Here is a 21,510-nt window from a genome sequence, read left to right as displayed (position 1 = left end):
GTATGAATCATCAATAAGAGTATATTGTGAATAAACATATCAAAAACGTAGCAGTCATCGGATCAGGAATCATGGGCAGCGGCATTGCTTGCCATTTCGCCAATATCGGCGTCAACGTTTTGTTGCTCGATATTGTGCCCCGAGAATTGAACCATGCCGAATTAGCAAAAGGATTGACCTTGAAAGATAAGGGAGTCCGCAATCGATTGGTCAACGATTCGTTGGCAGCTTCCCTTAAAGCAAAGCCCTCCCCTATTTACCATCAAGATTTTGCCAACCGGATTACTACCGGTAATATGGAGGATGATATCGCCAAAGTGTCCAAAGTAGATTGGATTATCGAGGTGGTGGTGGAGCGATTGGATATTAAAAAACAGGTTTTCGAAAAACTCGAAGAACACCGAACGCCCGGAACATTGATTACTTCGAACACTTCAGGTATTCCCATTCACTTTATGTCTGAAGGGCGCAGCGATGATTTTCAAAAACATTTCTGTGGTACCCACTTTTTTAATCCTGTTCGTTACTTAGATCTATTCGAAATAATTCCCGGTCCCAAGACCTTGCCGGAAGTATTGGATTTCCTAAACGGATATGGTGAAAAATTCTTAGGAAAAACTTCCGTGGTCTCAAAGGATACCCCTGCGTTTATCGGTAACCGAATCGGTACGTTCAGCATTCAGAGCCTTTTTCATACGGTGAAGGATATGGACATGACCGTCGAAGAAGTCGATAAGTTGACCGGCCCGGTTATTGGCCGCCCAAAATCAGCCACATTCAGAACAGTTGACGTGGTAGGCCTGGATACGCTGGTTCATGTGGCCAACGGTATCCACGAAAACTGCCCGGATGACGAGCGCAGGGACGTCTTCAAACTGCCCGGTTTTATCGATACCATGATGGAAAACAAATGGTATGGCAGCAAGACAGATCAAGGTTTCTACAAAAAAGTAAAGGATAAAGAGGGTAACAGCGAAATACTTGGACTCGATCTTGATTCGATGGACTATCGCCCCAAGAAAAGCACTAAGTTCGCCGTGCTGGAAAAGACCAAGACCATCGATAATGTGCAAGACCGTTTTGAGGTACTTGTTGACGACACCGGAAAGGCCGGTAAATTCTATCGCAGAAATTTTGGGGCCTTGTTCGCCTATTCCTCGAACCGTATTCCAGAAATCACCGATGAGCTTTACAAAATCGACGATGCCATGCGGGCGGGATTCGGATGGGGCCACGGTCCGTTTCAGATTTGGGATGCCATCGGTATTGAAAAGGGATTGAAACTGATAGAGGATGAAGATTTGGAGGTAGCGGAATGGGTCAACGAACTGAAGGCATCCGGCAGTGATTCTTTTTATTCCGTCAAGGACGGAGCATCTTATTTCTATGATATTCCTTCCAAATCCATGAAAAAGGTTCCCGGACAGGATGCCTTTATCATTTTGGACAACATCCGAAAATCCAAGGAAGTATTTAAGAATAAGGGAGTCGTCGTTGAAGATTTGGGTGATGGCATTTTAAACGTGGAATTCCAGTCCAAAATGAACACTATCGGCGGCGATGTCTTGGCGGGATTGAACACCGCGATCGACAAGGCCGAAAAGGACTTTCAGGGCTTGGTCGTCGGCAACCAAGGCGCCAATTTTTCCGTAGGCGCGAATATCGGGATGATTTTTATGATGGCTGTAGAGCAGGAATATGACGAATTAAATAGGGCTATCAAGATGTTTCAGGATACGATGATGCGGATGCGCTATTCTTCCATTCCAACCGTGTCCGCCCCCCATAATATGACCTTGGGCGGAGGTTGTGAATTATCCCTTCATGCCGACAAAGTGGTAGCTGCCGCGGAAACCTATATCGGTTTGGTAGAATTCGGTGTTGGGGTGATTCCCGGTGGCGGCGGTTCCAAAGAAATGGCCGTACGCGCGCAGGATACGTTTAGAAAAGGGGATGTAGAACTCAACATCCTCCAAGAATATTTCTTGACCATCGGAATGGCTAAAGTATCCACTTCCGCCTATGAAGCTTATGATTTGGGCTATCTACAACACGGAAAGGACATTGTAGTTGTCAACAAAGACCGACAGATTGCGACCGCCAAGGCACATGCCAAATTGATGGCGGAAGCAGGATACACTCAGCCCGTAAAAAGAACGGATATCAAAGTGCTGGGCAAACAGGCCTTGGGTATGTTTTTAGTCGGTACCGATTCCATGGAAGCCAGTAAATATATTAGCGAGCACGACCGTAAAATTGCCGACAAGCTAGCGTATGTGATGGCCGGGGGCGATCTGTCAGAACCCACACGAGTTTCTGAACAATACCTGTTGAACCTGGAACGTGAGGCATTTTTGTCACTTTGTTCGGAAAAGAAAACTTTGGAGCGGATTCAGCATATGTTGAAGACGGGGAAGCCGTTGAGGAATTAACTAGTATTGAGTACTTAGTACATAGTATTTAGAACTACTCATTTGGAAAATTGAAATTTAGATTAAAATCATGCATCAATTTGAAAAATTGAAAATATGGCAAAAGGCATGGATATCACGGAGGAGGTTTATCTGTTGTCGGCATTATTTCCCAAGGCAGAAAAATACGGGCTCACAAGTTAAGTTCAAAGAAGTGCAGCGCCCGTGCCTTCTAATATTGCAGAGGGAGCAGGTAGAAATACGAATGGAGAATTTAAAAATTTTCTAGGAATAGCGAGTGGTTCCTTGATCGAGCTATTCACACAATTAGTCCTAGCCTATCGATTGCATTTGTTTTCAGAAAATCAAGTGCAACACTTATTAAGCCGAGTAGGTGAGATTCAAAAAATGAATTATGCACTAATAAAATCACTTAAACTCAAAAAATAGCGTCGTCAGACGCTTTACACACAGTATCCACAAAATACTTTGTACTAACTACTTAATACTTTGTACTAAAAAATGAAGACTGCATATATAGTAAAAGCATATCGTACAGCTGTGGGAAAAGCCCCGAAAGGCGTTTTCCGTTTCAAACGAACCGACGAACTCGCTGCCGAGACCATCCAATACATGATGAAGGAACTACCCGAATTCGATAAAAAGCGAATCGACGATGTTATTGTAGGGAACGCAATGCCAGAAGGAAGTCAAGGCCTAAACATGGCCCGTCTGATTTCCTTAATGGGTTTGGATATTGTTGACGTACCTGGAGTTACGGTCAACCGTTTCTGCTCATCAGGTATCGAGACTATCGGTATCGCAACGGCTAAAATTCAAGCGGGAATGGGGGATTGTATCATCGCGGGAGGTGCGGAAAGCATGAGTTCCGTGCCCATGACAGGCTACAAACCTGAACTGAACTACGATTTGGCCAAATCAGGTCATGAAGACTATTATTGGGGCATGGGGAATACGGCCGAAGCGGTAGCCAACGAGTTCAAGGTTTCCCGTGAAGACCAAGACGAGTTTGCCTATAACTCCCATATGAAAGCTTTGAAGGCCCAGGCCGAAGACCGCTTTCAAGACCAAATCGTTCCAATCGAAGTTGAGCAGACCTATATAGACGAGAAAGGAAAGCGGGCAACAAAAAAATATACGGTAACTAAGGATGAAGGCCCCAGAAAAGAAACTTCCATAGAAGTTTTGAACAAGCTTCCTCCGGTCTTTGCCGCGAACGGTTCCGTTACTGCGGGTAATTCATCGCAAATGAGCGATGGTGCCGCTTTCGTAATGGTGATGAGCGAGGAAATGGTCAAGGAATTGAACCTCGAACCCATCGCGAGATTGGTCAACTATGCCGCCGCTGGAGTACCGCCGCGCATCATGGGCATTGGCCCAGTCGCAGCCGTTCCCAAAGCCCTAAAGCAAGCGGGATTAAAGCAATCGGATATTGAGCTCATAGAGCTGAACGAAGCCTTTGCTTCCCAATCCATCGCTGTAATCCGTGAGCTTGGTTTAGATAAGGATATTGTTAACGTCAACGGTGGTGCTATAGCTTTGGGCCATCCGCTTGGCTGTACCGGAGCAAAATTATCAGTGCAGCTCTTCGATGAAATGCGCAAACGCAACATGCAGGGGAAATATGGCTTGGTCACCATGTGCATTGGCACTGGCCAAGGAGCAGCCGGCATCTATGAATTTTTAAATTAAATACGTAATACTGACAAGCATGAGCACCGAAACAAAACAAGAAGATAGCTTACTACGTGGTGGACAGTTTCTGGTAAAAGAAACCAACTGCGAAGATGTTTTCACCCTAGAAGACCTGAACGAAGAACAACGTATGATGCGCGACAGTACCAATGAGTTCGTCGATCGTGAACTTTGGGCGCATTGGGAGCGATTTGAACAAAAAGATTATGCCTACACAGAAGAATGTATGCGCAAAGCGGGCGAACTTGGTCTACTGAGTGTAGCCGTTCCCGAAGAATACGGCGGTATGGGCATGGGCTTTGTTTCCACTATGTTGGTCTGTGATTATATTTCCGGGGCGACAGGCTCTTTCAGTACCGCTTTTGGGGCACATACCGGAATTGGCACCATGCCGATTACCTTGTATGGCACCGAGGAGCAAAAACAAAAATACGTGCCAAAATTGGCTTCCGGAGAGTGGTTCGGCGCTTATTGCTTGACCGAACCTGGAGCGGGGTCGGATGCGAACTCGGGAAAAACAAAGGCGGTACTGTCCGAGGACGGAACCCATTATTCCATTACGGGACAAAAAATGTGGATTTCAAATGCAGGTTTCTGCAATCTTTTCATCGTTTTCGCCAGAATAGAAGACGACAAATACGTTACTGGGTTTATCCTCGAGAACGACCCTGAAAATGGAATTTCAATGAATCCCGAGGAAAAAAAGCTCGGCATCCACTCCTCCTCTACCCGACAGGTTTTCTTTAATGAGACGAAAGTCCCGGTAGAAAACATGCTCTCCGACCGTGGCAACGGCTTTAAGATTGCCATGAACGCCTTGAACATCGGCCGTATAAAATTGGCAGCCGCATGCTTGGAAGCACAACGCAGGGTCATTGACGAAGCTGCAAAATATGCCAACGAGCGCATCCAATTTAAAACGCCGATAGCAAATTTCGGAGCCATAAAAGCTAAATTGGCCAAAATGGCCACAAATGCCTATGCGGGTGAATCCGCGAGTTATAGAGCTGCGAAAAATATCGAAGACCGAATCGCCATTCGGGAAGCTGAAGGCAATTCCCATCAAGAAGCGGAATTAAAGGGTGTCGAAGAATATGCCATCGAATGCTCTATTTTAAAGGTAGCCGTTTCGGAGGATGCCCAAACCACCACCGACGAGGGCATTCAGATTTTCGGGGGAATGGGCTTCAGTGCCGATGCCCCGATGGAAAAAGCGTGGCGCGATGCCCGTATCGCCCGTATCTACGAAGGTACCAACGAAATCAACCGTATGTTGGCCGTTGGCATGCTTGTCAAAAAAGCCATGAAAGGCCATGTTGACTTGTTAGGCCCTGCCACTGCGGTCGGTGAAGAATTGATGGGAATCCCCTCTTTTGACACTCCCGATCATTCAGAACTCTTCGCAGAGGAAAAAGATGTGTTGGCCCGATTGAAAAAGGTGTTCCTAATGGTAGCCGGAAGCGCGGTGCAGAAATTCGGTCCAGAACTGGAGCAGCACCAACAGCTAATGTTGGCGGCCTCGGATATTCTTATCGAAGTCTATATGGCCGAAAGCACCCTGCTGAGAACGGAGAAAAACGCCAAACGCTACGGGGAAGAAGCCCAGGCAATCCAAATTGCCATGTCAAGACTATATCTATACGAGGCCACCGAGACCATCATCCAAAAAGGAAAGGAAGCCATTATTTCCTTTGCCGAAGGTGACGAACAGCGTATGATGTTGATGGGATTGAAACGTTTCACGAAATACACCAACAATCCAAATATTATAGCCCTACGAACCCAAATCGCAGACCGAATTTCGGCCGATAGCGGTTATACGTTTGATTGATTCAAGATTATACTAACTCAAATTGTAGCTTCTATTTTTAGAAGGAGAAACCGCTTCATAATCCAAGCGGTTTTTTTGTGCGCTACATCAGAAATCTACTACTAAATTAAACGTCCTAACAGCCTGCGGGAACCCCTCCGGCTGTCGCCACCTCCCCTTCGCGGTGGAGGATTTTAGCTTCACGTCTCGCCCTTTCACTCCCGCATCGACTCCAAAATCTTCTCCTCACTATGTTTTTTCGAAAAGTTGATGGCACATTCGATCAATGCGAGATGCGAGTAGGCCTGTGGGAAGTTTCCTAGCAAGCGTTTGCTCTTAAAATCAATATCCTCACTAAAGAGACCTAAATGGTTACTGTAGCTCAATAATTTTTCGAAATGTGCTTCCGCTTCCGCGACTTCCCCGATTTTAAATAAGCTGTTGATGTACCAAAAGGTGCATACCGTAAATGAGGATGATGGCAGGCCAAAATCGTCTTCGTTCTTGTAGCGGTATAACAGGCCGTCGTTGCTCAATTCCTTTCCGATGGCCTTGACGGTCTTTCTAAAACGCTCATCCTTGGCATCAACACAGCCGTAAGATTCCATTAACAGTACGGAGGCATCCAGATGTTTGGTTCCATAGGATTGGGTGTACGCCCCGACCTCTTCGTTCCAAGCTTTCTCATAGATATCATTCCAGATTTCTTCCCTTAAGGGCTTCCATTTTTCAATTTTATGGTTTTTGTTCATGATGTTGGCCACTTTAATGGCGCGGTCGATTGCCGTCCAACAAAGTACTTTTGAAAAGGTAAAATGCCTGTCCTCGGAACGGAATTCCCAGATGCCCTTATCGGCTTCCTGCCAATGATTTTCAACAATCCAGACAATGCCTTTGGTAATACTCCAGATTTCTTCGCTGTTCTCTACATCGGTACTGAAACGTTTCAGCTGTTCGTAGATCACATCCATCAAAATACCGTAAATATCATTTTGTTTTTGTTCGTAGGCCGCGTTACCGACCCGTACGGGCTTTGAGCCTTTATATCCGCTGAGATGTTCCAAGGTCTCTTCGGTCAATTTCTTTTCTTTGTTGATACCGTACATGATCTGTAACTTCTCGTCTTTGTCCGGCATCAGGTCGATGATAAACTGAAGGTAGCGTTTAGCGATATTTTTGTGGCCCAGATCGGAGACCACTTTCACTACCATCGAGGCATCCCGTATCCAGCAGAACCGGTAGTCCCAATTCCGTACTTCGCCAATGGTTTCCGGCAACGAGGTCGTGGCGGCAGCCAATACCGCCCCGGTCTTATCGTAACTTAGCAGTTTTAAGGTCACTGCACTGCGATGTATTTCGTCGTTATATTTTTTATAGGTGGGGGTATTATTGCTCCAGTTCAACCAATAAACCTTGGTACGCTCGAGCTCGAGATACATCTTTTCGGTGTTTGGCGCTAGAATTTTCTCGTTGTATCCCAATAAAAAATAGCCGTCTTCAGTCAAATCGATTTCACGGCCCTCCACTACGGCATTTTTGTTGAACGAGGTATAAAGAAAAGCAGTGTCGAATTTTTCAGCATGGGTCAGGCTGGCGACAAAATTCCGTTTGACATAGGTTTTGGTCTCTCCTATGGCGTATTCCAATTTCGGCTCATAATGCACCTTGAATTTCGGTTTTCCCTTAATATGCCTGATATATCGCACGATTTCGGGTGGTGCGTGATACCCACCGTCTGCTTTGTGATAGCGCGGCATAAAATCACGTATTTCAAAAATATCATCACCCGTCGAGAATTTAGTTACCAAAACCGCAGTATGCTCTTTATAGCGCTGGGTAATCGTATATGTGTCATCGACCAGTATTTCAAAACTGCCGCCTATGTCCTTGTCCAACAACTTGGCAAATACCGATGGGGAATCGAATTCCGGTAAACAGCACCAATCGATGCTTCCTGTTTTTGACACCAGTGCGGCGCTTCTGCAATTCCCAATTATTCCATAATCTAAGTTATCCATTCAATAAAATTCTTGATTCATTTGGGCGTTAAGAACTCACATACACCTTTTCTTCTACCTTCGAATATCACATTTTGAGTCCATATTTCCTCATTTTTAATTACCGTAGCCCTGCTATGCTACTTAAAAATGAGATTATCTGGCCACAAAAGCTGATATTCTCGGTTCCAAATAAAAAGTTTAAATGAGTTCTGATTGCATTTGCCCTTGGTTTTTCCGAAATTTAGAGAAATAATTTTTATTTGAAGGGGAATCCAGCCAAATAATACCGCTACCTTAGACTTCAATCCTAAAATCACAAATCGTCATGGGCAAAACTATCATAATCTCAAACCGACTACCGGTTCAATTGCAAATCGACAATGGGGAAATTACCGCAATACCCAGCGTCGGCGGATTGGCGACAGGTATGAAATCGGTTCATTCGGGCGGTGATAGTCTTTGGATAGGATGGAGCGGACTAACTGACGAGGAAATTCCCGACCGGCTTGCCCCTAAAATCGATAAAGCGCTAGCGAAACATGGATCCTCAAAAGTAAACCTGACCGAGTCCGAAATTGACGGCTACTATTACGGATTCAGTAACCGTACCATTTGGCCGTTGTTCCATTATTTTTTGGAATATTCAGAGTTCGAAAGCGAATATTGGGAAGCGTACAAAAAAGTAAATCAAAAATTTGCGGATGCCATCCTCGAAAAAGCGGATGATGGCGATACGATTTGGGTGCACGACTACCAGCTGATGCTCGTTCCGCAAATGGTGCGTGAAAAAAAACCGGATATTTCCATAGGTTTCTTTTTACACATTCCATTTCCATCCTTTGAAATATTCCGGACCTTACCTTGGCGCGAAGAAATTTTGAACGGGCTATTGGGTTCGGATTTGATCGGTTTTCATACCTATGACTACGAACGGCATTTTTTAAGTTCAGTACGCCGCTTGCTGGGTCTAGAAGTCAGTTTCAATGATATTTCTTTGGATGATCGGGTAATTAAAGTGGACTCGTTTCCCATGGGGATAGATTACAAAAAGTTTAGTGAAGCCGCCAAAAAGCACAATCAGAACAAGGAAAAGGATAAATCGGAATTGCAAAAACGCCTAGATACCCATAAAAAGTCCGCACCGGATGCCAAATTCTTTCTGTCCATAGATCGGTTGGACTATTCAAAGGGGATTGCCAAACGCATATACGCTTTTGAATATTTTCTGAACAAATATCCGCAGTACAAAGAGAAAGTCCGTTTGATCGTTTTGGCGGTGCCCTCCCGTTCCAACGTGCCCCAATATCAATTATTGAAGCGCGAAGTTGACGAACTTGTCGGCCGCATCAACGGGGAATTCTCAACGGTTAGCTGGACGCCCATTTGGTACTTCTACCGCTCGATGCCCTTCGAAAACCTGATCGATCTCTACACCTCTAGCGATATTGCTTGGTTAACACCACTGCGCGATGGTATGAACCTGGTCGCCAAAGAATATATCGCCACACGTACCGACCAAACCGGCGTATTGATATTGAGCGAAATGGCCGGATCCGCCAATGAAATGAACGAATCCTTACTTATCAATCCGAATAATTTTGAGCAGATTGCCGATGCCTTGCATACAGCAATCAATATGCCGGTTGAAGAACAAAAGCAGCGCAATGCCATATTACAAAAACGATTGGAACGCTACAATGTCGAAAAATGGGCCAACGATTTTATGAACTCCCTGTTGGACCAAAAAGAAAAAGATTATTCGTACGTTGCCCGAAGAATGTCGGTCGACCAGATGAACAGCGTTACCAAAGCTTACAAAAAGGCCAAGAAGAAGCTGTTGTTCATCGATTACGACGGTACCTTGGCCGGTTTTCACAACGACCCGCAAAAAGCGGCGCCCGATAAAGAGCTTTATGCCCTTTTAGATGCGATCTCAGCAGTGGAAAACACTGATATGTACCTTATTAGTGGTCGGGATAAGGATACGTTCACCAAATGGTTCTTGCCCAAGAAATATAATATGATCGTCGAGCATGGGGTATGGATTTCAACTGGGGGCGAAGATTTCAAGGTATTGGAAAACGTTAAAAAGGATTGGATGGAAAAAATCAGACCGGTTCTGGAATCGTTCGTAGACCGTACCCCCGGTAGCTTTATCGAAGAAAAAAACTATTCCTTGGCCTGGCACTATCGAAACACCGATCCCGATTTCGGACAAAAGCGCGCCACCGAGCTCAACACCGTATTGACCAGCCTGATAGGCACCGACGAGCTCAGCGTTCTGAACGGGAATAAGGTCATGGAAATAAAAAGTAGCAACGTGAACAAAGGCCGCGCCGCCATGCGGATTTTCGGAGAAGATGAGTACGATTTCGTATTCGCCATCGGTGACGACTGGACCGATGAATTCATGTTTCAGGAACTACCCGAAACTGCGGTCACCGTTAAGGTCGGCCGCCAGAAGACGCAGGCAGGGTACTATGTCGATAGCATCAAGAATGTTCGGGCGTTGTTGAAGCGGTTCACAAAGTGAGAAAAGAAAGAACCAAACTACACCCATGAAAACCACCCTATCCACACTATTTCTTTTGGCGGCGACCGCCCTTTTCGCCCAGACAAATACCGAAGTGTATCTTTTGGATATCAAGACTGTCGACCGAAAGACGGAGCTTGTAAACCCAAGGAACATTTCGAATAATGAGGGCTACGACAACCAACCCTCCTTTTACGACGGGGAAACCATTTTATTTTCGTCCACAAGAAACGGACAGACCGATATTGCCCGATACCATATTAAGTTGGATAGTATTTCATGGATTACCGATACCCCTCAAGGCAGCGAGTACTCCCCACTAAAAATTCCGGGTCAAAATTCTATCTCTGCCATCCGTTTGGATACTACCGGACTGCAACGTCTTTATGAATATAGCGTTTGGGACGGAAGTTCGACCGAGCTGCTCAAAGATCTCAAAGTGGCCTATCATGTATGGTATACCAAAGATATCATAGTGTCGGCGGTTCTGGCAGCCGACGGTATGGACCTGGTAGTCTCAAACCTAAGAGACGGCACCCATGATACCGTTCAGCAAAATGTAGGCCGGTCATTGCATAAAATTCCAGATTCCGATCTTGTCAGTTTTATCAGTAAGGCACAAGACCCTTGGGAAATCCGCTCCTTGAACCCGTTGACCGGCGCAGTTCGAAAGATTACCGACATGTATCAAAAAACAGATGATATGTGCTGGTTGGCCGATGGTACCATCATCGCCGCGGATGATAAGGTATTGGTCGAGGTCCATCCTAAAAACCAAAAGGAATGGACGCGGTTTCTGCGACTTGAAAAAAAGGAAATCAGCAATATCAGTCGAATAGCGGTGAGTCCCAATGGCAAATACCTATCCTTGGTATTCGAACAGTCGGCCGAAGCTATAGTCCAAAACCAATTAAACGCCTATAACGACAGAAATATCGATGCCTTTTTGAATACCTACTCCGAAGATGTGCAAGTGTTTAACTTTCCCGATGAGCTACGTTTTAAAGGTAAGGCCAACATGCGCGAGCAATATGCCGATTTTTTTCGGAACACTCCGGATTTACATTGTAAGATAAAAAATCGGATCGTTATCGGAAACAAGGTCATTGATGAAGAATATATTACCATGAACGGTTCGAATTTCAGCGCCGTGGCGATTTACGAAGTGGAAAATGGAAAAATTGCCAAAGTTACTTTTATCCGCTAAGAGGAATAAACTATGATGAAAACAACTGCACTTCTGATTTTATTTTCTTTTTCTACTGTCGGCCTCTGCCAGACCGACCAGCGCATTTATGACATTATCGATGCGGTTTCGGCAGAGCATATCGAAGCAGATGTTTCGAGGTTAGTCCAATTTGGGACGCGCCATACCCTAAGTGATACCATTTCCCAAACCCGGGGCATCGGCGCAGCAAGGCGATGGATTAAAGCGGAGTTCGAAAAGATCTCGGCAGCCTGTAATGCCTGTTTGGACGTCTCTTATCAGAAAAATTTAGTCAAAAAGGGCGACAACGATCGCATTTTCAAAGATGTTGAAATCGTAAACGTTCTTGCCGTCAAACTGGGTACCAAATATCCAAATCGCTATATTTTGATGAGCGGGGATATCGATTCCAGGGTCAGCGATATCAACAATGTCACTTCCGATTCCCCTGGTGCCAACGATAATGCCAGCGGAATGGCCGGTACTCTGGAAGCTGCCCGGGTACTCAGCAAATATGACTTTGAAAACAGCATCATTTTCATCGGACTTTCGGGAGAGGAACAAGGGCTCTATGGCGGAAAAGGATTAGCTGCCCATGCCAAGGAAAAAGGTTGGAAAATAATCGGTATCTTAAACAACGATATGATCGGGAACATCAAAGGGGTCGACGGCATTATCAGCAATACCGATTTCAGGATATTCTCAGAGCCCGTTTCACCCACCGAAACGGAGCAACAACGAAACGCAAGACGCTTTTACGGTGGCGAAGTCGATGGCATCTCTCGGCAACTGGCTCGGTATGTCCATAAAACCACTCAAACCTACATGCCAGAAATGAATCCCATGATGATATATCGACTGGATCGCTTTGGCCGAGGGGGACATCACCGTCCGTTTAACGATACCGGTTTTGCGGGTATCCGGATTATGGAGGCACACGAGAATTACACCCAACAGCATCAGGATATACGAACGGAAGACGGAATCGAATATGGCGATAAGCTGGAGCATGTCAATTTTCACTACGCCAAAAAACTTACGGCCGTCAACGCTATCAATTTGGCTGCCATCGCTTGGGCCCCGCCCGCTCCCGAAACGGTAATGATCGGCGGCATAGTAGAACCCGCTGCTAAATTGCAATGGAGCAAGGTCGACGGCGCAGCAGGTTATAAAATCTATTGGCGCGACACCACCTCTCCCACTTGGGACCATAGCCGCTATGTAGGCGATATTTCAGAGTACACCCTAGATGGAGTCGTTATCGATAATTTTTTCTTTGGCGTAGCGGCCGTTGAGGAGAACGGGTTTGAGAGCGTGGTAGTTTTCCCGAATGGGATCATAAGATAAAAAGCACTAAATACTACAGAAATGAAGTACACCCTTTTAATAGCAGCAAGCATCATAACAACATCATTATTCGGTCAAAATTTCTCCGAACAAGACACCCTCCGCGGCAGCATCACTCCTGAAAGGGAATGGTGGGACCTCAACTACTACGACCTTTACGTCGATGTAGACCCCGACCAAAAATTTATATCCGGAAAAAATACCATTCGTTATAAGGTTGTGAAACCCGAGCAAGTACTGCAGGTCGATCTACAGCCTCCCCTAATAATCGATAAGGTGACCCAAGATGGAAAAGCACTGAAAGTCGAGGATAACGGAAACGCCCATTTCGTTCAATTGCAAAAAATTCAGAAAAAAGGAGATTTCAATGAGATTATCGTCCACTATTCCGGTCATCCGAAGGTAGCGGTTCGTGCCCCTTGGGACGGTGGTTTTTCATGGGCCAAAGATACAAATGGCAAAGACTTTGTGGCCACTTCGAACCAAGGGCTGGGCGCCAGCGTTTGGTGGCCCAACAAAGACCACATGTACGACGAGGTCGATAGTATGCTCATACGCATAAAAGCCCCAAAAGGCCTGATGGACGTCTCTAACGGCAGGCTTCGCAATGTGGATGAGGCCACCAATACCTACGATTGGTTCGTATCAAACCCAATCAATAACTACGGGGTGAACATCAATATCGGCGATTACGTGCATTTCGGGGAAAAGTATAAGGGGGAAAAGGGCAGGCTTGATATGGACTATTATGTACTGCGGGATAATTTGGAAAAAGCCAAAAAACAGTTTCAGGACGCCCCAAAAATGATGAAGGCGTTCGAATATTGGTTCGGTCCCTATCCCTTTTATGAGGATAGTTATAAATTAGTGGAAGCCCCATACCTGGGTATGGAACACCAAAGCTCCGTTACCTATGGCAACCAATTCGAAAACGGGTATCTGGGCAAAGACTTATCGGGAACGGGTTGGGGACTCAAATTCGATTTTATCATCGTACACGAATCCGGCCACGAATGGTTTGCCAATAATATAACTTATCGGGATATTGCCGATATGTGGATACATGAAGCCTTTACCGCCTACTCCGAAAACCTAATGGTGGATTATTACTATGGAAAAGAGGCCTCCGCCGATTATGTAATCGGCACCCAAAAAAATATTGTCAACGACAAACCAATTATTGGTCCTTATGGCGTCAACCAAGAAGGTTCCAAAGACATGTACTATAAAGGGGCCAATATGCTACATACCATCCGTCAGCTGGTAGACGACGATGAAAAATGGCGGCAGGTCTTACGTGGATTGAACAAAGAATTCTACCACCAGACCGTGACCACCAAACAGATCGAGAACTATATGTCCAAAAAATCCGGCATGAATCTATCCAAAGTTTTCGACCAGTATCTGAGGACTGCAAAAATTCCTGTTTTCGAGTATAAAGTGGATGACACTTCCGTAAAGTATCGCTATACAGATGTCGTAAAAGGTTTTAAAATGCCTATTAAAATAGTTGTAGACGGCGAAATGCATTGGATCACCCCCTCCGAAAAATGGAAAACGGAAAAAATAAAGGGCGATTTGTCCAGTTTGAAGGTCGACCGTAATTTTTATGTGCAATCCAAGGGGTAGGATTTAGCGAGGGAATGGTTTAATGCGGGGTACAGTGCAGTGTTCACCAAAATAGGAGTAAAATAGCACCTTATTGACGAATCAACGCAAATCGTTTCTAAACGTAAAGATTTGCGTCAAACGCCTGCCCTACTCCAAAACCGGGTTCTAAGACGGAATGGAATCCGCCTATTATTTCGCCTCGAACCGTACATTCCTTAGTGCTACGGGCGCACCACTATCTTCACCTTCCTTAGGTTTATATACAAAATAGATTTCATCCGCTTTGACATCCTTGTCCTTTTCCATTTCAATCGAAAAAATTCCTCCCGGCTGACCGGCCGCTGGTTTGGGCATACTACCTTTACCCAAAAGTTCGCCGTCCGGTGCATTCAAATGCATCTCGAAATCAAGTCCGGTTTTGGGGGCTTTTCGCCATCCTGCGGTCAAGGTGACCGAATTGACTCCCTTAAGATCTACGTTATCCAGCGCAAACCATCCTTGTTGTTTGGGCACCATCAACAGGTTCTGACCATTGAATTGAACAGCGGTGAATCCCTCTGCTTTGGTTTTATCGGAAAAGCTGACCGTACTCCCTTGCAAGGCTACTGATTTTACTCCCGTCAGGGGAATGGTACCGGTTGCCCCATTATCGGTATAACTAGCGGTCAACACCAGCACGTTATCACCTTGTTTGGGGTTGGGTTCGATGATCCCGGAAGCGGGCAACGATTTTGCTTTTGCGGAATCGTCTGCCAAAGCCATAATGTACTCGACAATTTGCCGGGTCTCATCCGGCGTTACACTCGGGTGTGCAGGCATGACTACCTCGCCCCAAACGCCACCCCCACCTGATACTATTTTTTTCTGAAGGTAACTCTTGGCATCCGATTTGCCCGCGTACTTCTTGGCCACATCGGTGTACTTCGGCCCGATAGAGGCTTCCGCTTCCTTGTGACAAGTCTTACAGTCCATACCTTGGGTCAAGGCTTTACCTGTTACTGTGGCAGATACTTGTTGATGCCCTAACGATTGGTTCTGCTGATCGTAACTCTCAAGATAATCTACCGAAACGAACAAGTTTGAAGGGTCAATGGTAGTACCGTCAGGGTCAGTGGCCGTAACGGAATACTTAATTGGCACGCCCTTTAAGAAGAACGAAGAGTTACCCCCGTTCAAATCGATGGCGATCTCAGGCCTTGAATTACCGGCGACCACCGGAACGATTTCACTTTTCACGGCCTCGCCCTTGTCGTCTTTCACGGTTACGGAAACCTTGTAATCCCCAGCATCCTGATAAGTGTAAGATACTTCGGGATCCTTGGTTTCTAGGGTTTCCCCGTTCCCGAGGTCCCAAACATAGGTCAGGGCATCGGCTTCCCTATCCTTGGCTTCCACCTTGGCGGTTATCGACAAGGGCAATTTGCCCGAGGTTTTGTCCACTATCATATTATCGATCAGTGGCGGACGGTTCCCGCCGTTATATTCAATATAGCTCAAACCGGAATCCGCATTTTTCGAGAACCACCCGCTGCCATATTCTAGAAGGTATACTCGGCCATCGGGACCCATTTCCATATCGATCAGATTGTTTAGGTCGATATCCGAGGCAAAAGGTTCCATTTTGTTGAACGTGGCATCATCGAAGAGAGTGACGGCCATCATCCAGCCCCGCATCCAATCGTAGATAATCGTCTTACCATCATAATATCCCGGGAGGGTGCCTCCGTTGGGATACTGATCGGAATAATAGGTCGGGCCGGCCATAGCGTTTCTCCCGCCAGAACCCACCTCCGGGAACTCAGTGGTTTCCGCATAGGGATAAAAAATGTACGCGGGCTGCGCAGGCGGCAGTTCTCTTAACCCCGTATTGTTCTGCGAATCGTTAATCGGCTTTTTGGGGTCGAAAGCTTTCCCACTTTCCCCGGTTTTGTAGTTGTAACTCACATAAGGTTTGTTATCTCCGATAAATAATGGCCAACCGTAGTTACCCGCTTCCCTTGCTTGGTTCATTTCGTCGTAGCCACGAGGCCCCCGGGTATCCATGGAATCCTGTCGCGCATCGGGTCCGACTTCGCCCCAATACAAATAGCCCTTTTTCGGGTCTACGGAAATCCGATACGGGTTACGATGCCCCATGGTATATATTTCAGGACGGGTCTTTTCGGTTCCTTTGGCGAAGAGATTTCCTTCGGGAATATCATAACTACCATCGGCATTGACTTTTATCCGTATAATTTTTCCTCGCAAATCATTGGTGTTGCCAGATGATCGGCGCGCATCGTACTGCTCATGTCCGGGAATATCGTTTAAGGGCGCATACCCGCTATTTACATATTTCACACCCTTTTCATTGAAAGGCGTGGAGTTGTCCCCTGTGGATAAGTAGAGCAAATCATCAGGTCCAAAAGCAATGGATCCCCCAGTGTGGCAGCAGATTTCGCGTTGGGTTTCCACATTCAAAATAATCTGTTCGGATGCTTTGTCGAAAACACCGTCCTTAAAAGTAAAGCGCGAAAGCCGGTTCACCCATTCATCCCCGGAAGGGGCATAATACAGGTAAATCCAATGGTTCTCGGCATAGTTCGGGTCTTTTTGCAATCCCATCAAACCTTCCTCGGCATTGACCCCGGGTGTGTTCAAAGTTTTGAAATAAACGTCAAGAGCCCCCACTTGTTTCACCTCTTTGGTTGCGTCTTCGTACAACATGATCTCGCCCCGCCGTTGCGCTATCAGCACGTCGTTATTGGGAAGTACCGCCATTTCGGTAGGTTCAAAAAATTCACCGACCACTAGCTGTTTTTTTGAAAACCGGTCCGCATCAGGTGGAATTTGGGTCACCGCTTTTTCATAATCCAGATTTTCGTTATCGCCAATGGCATATTCGATACCCCCCAAAATGTGTTTGAGGAATTGCTCGTCCGAATAACTCTCATCGGTATGTCCCGCTCCGGTGTAAAAGGCACGTCCTCCATCATATTGGTGATACCAGGCAAAAGGATGGTAATCGCCGTTTGCACCGCCCTTATAGGAAGATTCGTCGACCGTCATGATGACCTTAACATCAGGATTTATTTTTTTATAGTTATAGATTTCGTCGGCCCTGTGCCAAATAGTATCTGTAAAGAATTGGGTCGCGACAAATTTTTTGTCCTTAATTATAAAGTCCGCTTCGGGCGTACCGGAAGGATGGCTCAGAAATTGCGCCCCGACCAATTTGGTATACCAGCCCCAATCGTATTCGGTATCGGCCGCGGCATGAATACCGGCGTATCCGCCACCCGATTGAATATAACGCTCGAACGCGGCCTCTTGCTTGGCGTCCAGCACGTTCATCGTTGTGCTCAGAAAAACGACGGCGGAGTATTGATTTAGGTTGTCTTCGTTGAAAAGTTCCGCATTTTTAGTCGTGTCCACTTCGAATCCGTTTTCTTTCCCCAACTTTTGAATGGCGGCAATTCCAGTAGGTATTGAGGCGTGCTTAAAGCCCATGGTTTTTGAAAAGACTAGGATTTTTGGATTTCCGTCGCGTTGATTTCCGCAACTTGCAAAGATTAGGCAAAGGGTCAATATCGAGAGAAGGACACTATTTTTCATGTATGGGGGGAATATTTGTTAAATTTCAGGGTATAAAAGTAAGGATAAGCATTGAAAACACCACAAAACTATATGGTTTAAATTCTGAGATCTATTTTTAGCCTTATCTTTGCATCCTGTTTGAAAAACGTGACCGGCCAGCGTGTTTTCGTTTCCGGTTTTCAATTTCAACGGGTATGCTTCATGTCGAAACTCCCCAAAGAACACCAATTCATCGACCTGTCCGATTATGGCAGACCGGTCGCCAAAGCTATTGCCCGAGTGCTTAAAAATACATCCGTTACCCCGGTGCAGGTGACCTTGTCCTTTATCGTTTCCGGTTTGGTCGCCATCGCCAGCATACTCCAGTATATGCCATGGGCCGCGCTCTTCTTTTTGGTACTAAAATCCATTCTAGATGCTGCGGACGGGGAATTGGCCCGTATCAAGCATACGCCCTCACACACAGGCCGCTATCTCGATTCGGTATCCGATATTGTAATTAACCTGCTGGTTTTGTTGAGCATATGCTACGTGACCGAAGGGTCGCTGATTTATACATTGTTGGCATTTTTTGGCATACAGCTCCAAGGTACATTGTACAACTATTATTATGTAATCCTGAGAAATAAATATCAAGGAGACACCACCAGCCGTATTTTCGAAATCGATGCCCCAAAGGCGCTGCAAGGCGAAAAGCAAAGTCATGTAGATTTCCTCTTCTCCCTATACCAATTATTCTATGGGATTTTTGATCGTGTCGTTTATTTTCTGGATCCCAAGGCAGCGGAGGCTAAAAGCCTGCCTAAATGGTTAATGACCGGTGTTTCAACGTTCGGGTTAGGTTTTCAATTATTACTCATCGGATTGATGCAAGTCGCTGGGCTAAAAGACTACATTATTCCTTTTTTTATTGGGTATACGGGATTGGTGTTTGTTTTTATTGGGATAAGGAGGTACCATCTGAATTAGGGTTTGCGGAATAATTGGTCAAACTTTTACCATATTAAATGGATGTATAAAGAGATACCTAGATTCAAACAGGTGTTGGCAATGATAACGATGAAATTTGGAAACGGGCTGAATGAAATCCCGATTGAAGTAATTTTTATGTATCGAGCATCCTACAGTCCTAGGATTCCAATTCGAGAAAAATCTTCACAACATAAACCCTGTAGCATTCTCCCTTAAGAACTGCAGGGCCTTCGACATTTGGTTTTCTACGGTCTTAATAGATATACCCATATCGACGGCTATTTCTTTGTATTGCCTTTTTTCGAACTTATTCTTGACGAAGACTTCCCTGCACCGCGGGGGAAGTTCATCGATAAGTCGATGCATTTTTTGGATTTTCGAATCTTGCCGTACTTCGGGTTCGATGCGGACCTCGGCAAGTATATCCCAACGGATTTGATCCAAAAAATCAAACCTTACTTTCTTTTTTCTTAAATGGGCCAAGAATCGATTGTGGCAAGACCGGAACAGATAATTTTTAAGGGAGTGTTGAACGGATATTCGTTTTCTTTTCTCCCAAATATGGATGATGGTCTCTTGCACGATATCCTCCGATAGGCCTCTATCATTGGATAGCGTGAAGATGTAATTGCACAGCCAGACATAGTATTCCGAAAAAAGTTCATTGTACGCGGAAGCATTGCCTTTTTGCAATCCTTTTAACAATGTATCCTCTTTCATTCGTATTTAATCACCTCTCAAAGCTAATAAAAATTATTAAACATAGGGGTTTTTTAAAAAAACGCATCCTTTAAGTAAAGAAGACTTTTTGAATCCATCTGTTTGATTCCATCTAAGTTATGAATAGAACTCATTCAGAGGTATTGTTTTGGAACGGGGCATATCGGCTTTTGAGCTCAGATGAAGTCATCGTTTAACAGCATAGTAGGGCTACGGTTTTTAAAAATGAGGAATAGGGCCTCAAAATATAATATTCGTAGGTAAAAGAAAAAGACAAAATGAATTTATAATTAGTATGTGCGAAACATCGGTTTTAATAGAAAAATACCTTCAAGGCGAACTGACCAAAGCTGAGCGTCAAAAGTTAATGGAGTGGGTACTTGCCAAAGAGGAAAATAGGGTCTTTTTCAAGAACCGCATTCGTGAATACGACCGCAACTGCTCAACGGATTTTGACCACGAAGCTGCCTTTTTAAAGTTCTCAGGTGCTATTACTACAAAGAAATCCAAAAAAAGAATCCCCTTTCATATCTTCAGGTATGCGGCAGTCTTTGCCATCCTTCTAGCCTCGGCCATTTTTGTGAAATCACATTTTTTGGATAATCCCCAACCCACCGACAACAGGGTTACCAAAGAGCAGCCTATATTTCCTGACAAAGAGGGCATCGTACTTAAGTTGGACGACGGCAGCACTCAAGAAATCGATTCAGAAAGCGATGGCCTAGTACAAGATGCACAGGGAAATGTCATCGCGAACAAAGACAAGAACCAATTGACCTTCGATTCGAAAGCAGAAACAGAAAAAACAAGGGTCAGATTCAATGAGCTCTACGTTCCGAACGGGCAGAGGTTCAAGGTTAAATTATCCGACGGTACCTGGGTCTGGTTGAACTCCGGTTCAAAGCTACGCTTTCCACAGCACTTTGCCAGAGGCTCGAAATCAAGGGAAGTATTTCTCGAAGGCGAAGCATTTTTCGATGTTACCAAGAATGCGCAAAAACCTTTTATCGTTACTGCGGAAAATATAAATATTAAAGTGCTGGGCACCCGGTTCAACCTGTCGGCCTACGGAACTGACGATGCGATTGCCACTACCTTGGTTGAGGGGGCCGTGAATGTTTATGAAATCAAAACGCCCAAAAACAGAACGCGGCTCTCCCCAAGTTATCAGGCGAATTTCAACAAATCGACTAAAAGTCTTGGGAAACAAAAGGTCAATACCAGCCTGTATACCGCTTGGATGCAAAATAAATTGATAATAAATGATTTAACCTTTCCTGAAATATTAAAAAAATTGGAACGCACCCATAATGTGACGTTTATCAACAAGGCGCCGCATTTGAACGCGGCCGTATTTCAGGGTGAATTCCATAACGAGAGTGTTGAATCGATTTTGAAAACAATAGCCCTGAGCACCCCATTTTCATATAAAATAGAACAAAATAGAATAACGATACTAAAATAAAAAAGGGAAATGCGCCAACATTCCCCCTGAAAATTAGAATATCATCATACTGCTTAAACGAAAACTGATACACTAATTCCAATACTCTAAATTATGAAAAATTGTTACACGAGTACCGACATTATTCGAAGAAATCGTCGTA

At 45.2% G+C, this 21,510-nt stretch carries 13 protein-coding genes; 10 read left to right on the top strand and 3 right to left on the bottom strand.

Features of this window, described 5'->3' with window-relative positions:
• The first annotated feature begins 26 nt into the window (after nt 1-26).
• From BLT07_RS13245 to BLT07_RS13230, 4 genes are all read left to right on the top strand, one after another.
• A complete protein-coding gene (locus tag BLT07_RS13245; RefSeq protein WP_091869469.1) occupies nt 27-2,432 on the top strand; it encodes a 3-hydroxyacyl-CoA dehydrogenase/enoyl-CoA hydratase family protein in 2,406 nt (801 codons plus the stop codon).
• 204 nt (nt 2,433-2,636) lie between these two features.
• Nucleotides 2,637-2,861: a four helix bundle protein gene (locus BLT07_RS21650; RefSeq protein ID WP_317040765.1), complete on the top strand. Its 225-nt coding sequence runs from the start codon at nt 2,637-2,639 to the stop codon at nt 2,859-2,861.
• A 72-nt stretch (nt 2,862-2,933) separates the two neighbouring features.
• A complete protein-coding gene (locus tag BLT07_RS13235; RefSeq protein WP_091869466.1) occupies nt 2,934-4,124 on the top strand; it encodes an acetyl-CoA C-acyltransferase in 1,191 nt (396 codons plus the stop codon).
• A 19-nt stretch (nt 4,125-4,143) separates the two neighbouring features.
• Entirely contained in the window at nt 4,144-5,958 is a 1,815-nt protein-coding gene (locus tag BLT07_RS13230) for an acyl-CoA dehydrogenase family protein (RefSeq protein ID WP_091869463.1), read from the top strand.
• Nucleotides 5,959-6,152: 194 nt separating this feature from the next.
• On the opposite strand, the gene BLT07_RS13225 is transcribed toward BLT07_RS13230, so the two are convergent.
• The gene (locus BLT07_RS13225) at nt 6,153-7,955 is read right to left on the bottom strand and encodes a glycoside hydrolase family 15 protein (protein ID WP_091869460.1); all 1,803 of its coding nucleotides are present in this window, start codon (nt 7,953-7,955) and stop codon (nt 6,153-6,155) included.
• A gap of 307 nt (nt 7,956-8,262) precedes the next feature.
• Between BLT07_RS13225 and BLT07_RS13220 the strand changes: the two genes are divergently transcribed.
• From BLT07_RS13220 to BLT07_RS13205, 4 genes are read left to right on the top strand one after another with little or no spacing between them, the layout of a single operon-like run.
• Entirely contained in the window at nt 8,263-10,470 is a 2,208-nt protein-coding gene (locus BLT07_RS13220) for a bifunctional alpha,alpha-trehalose-phosphate synthase (UDP-forming)/trehalose-phosphatase (protein WP_091869457.1), read from the top strand.
• A 25-nt stretch (nt 10,471-10,495) separates the two neighbouring features.
• On the top strand, nt 10,496-11,677 hold the full coding sequence (locus tag BLT07_RS13215; protein WP_091869454.1) for a nuclear transport factor 2 family protein: 1,182 nt from the start codon (nt 10,496-10,498) through the stop codon (nt 11,675-11,677).
• Nucleotides 11,678-11,689: 12 nt separating this feature from the next.
• The gene (locus tag BLT07_RS13210) at nt 11,690-13,024 is read left to right on the top strand and encodes a M28 family peptidase (protein ID WP_091869451.1); all 1,335 of its coding nucleotides are present in this window, start codon (nt 11,690-11,692) and stop codon (nt 13,022-13,024) included.
• Between the two features lie 21 nt (nt 13,025-13,045).
• A complete protein-coding gene (locus BLT07_RS13205) occupies nt 13,046-14,653 on the top strand; it encodes a M1 family metallopeptidase (protein WP_091869448.1) in 1,608 nt (535 codons plus the stop codon).
• A 171-nt stretch (nt 14,654-14,824) separates the two neighbouring features.
• Here the strand turns inward: BLT07_RS13205 and BLT07_RS13200 are convergent, their stop codons facing one another.
• Nucleotides 14,825-18,229 carry a ThuA domain-containing protein gene (locus BLT07_RS13200; RefSeq protein WP_091869446.1) on the bottom strand — a complete coding sequence of 1,135 codons (3,405 nt, stop codon included), beginning with the start codon at nt 18,227-18,229 and terminating at the stop codon, nt 14,825-14,827.
• Nucleotides 18,230-18,412: 183 nt separating this feature from the next.
• On the opposite strand from BLT07_RS13200, the gene BLT07_RS13195 reads away from it, so the two are divergent.
• Nucleotides 18,413-19,180: a CDP-alcohol phosphatidyltransferase family protein gene (locus tag BLT07_RS13195; RefSeq protein ID WP_091869443.1), complete on the top strand. Its 768-nt coding sequence runs from the start codon at nt 18,413-18,415 to the stop codon at nt 19,178-19,180.
• Nucleotides 19,181-19,366: 186 nt separating this feature from the next.
• Here the strand turns inward: BLT07_RS13195 and BLT07_RS13190 are convergent, their stop codons facing one another.
• Complete coding sequence (locus BLT07_RS13190) at nt 19,367-19,903, bottom strand: RNA polymerase sigma factor (RefSeq protein ID WP_091869440.1); 537 nt, start codon at nt 19,901-19,903, stop codon at nt 19,367-19,369.
• 295 nt (nt 19,904-20,198) lie between these two features.
• On the opposite strand from BLT07_RS13190, the gene BLT07_RS13185 reads away from it, so the two are divergent.
• Entirely contained in the window at nt 20,199-21,368 is a 1,170-nt protein-coding gene (locus BLT07_RS13185; RefSeq protein ID WP_091869437.1) for a FecR family protein, read from the top strand.
• Nucleotides 21,369-21,510 lie beyond the last annotated feature (142 nt).

It is taken from the genome of Pricia antarctica, from assembly GCF_900101815.1.
In the GTDB taxonomy this organism is placed as follows: domain Bacteria; phylum Bacteroidota; class Bacteroidia; order Flavobacteriales; family Flavobacteriaceae; genus Pricia; species Pricia antarctica.
Note: the sequence above shows the minus strand (reverse complement) of the source record. Positions and strands in the feature narration are given on the sequence as shown.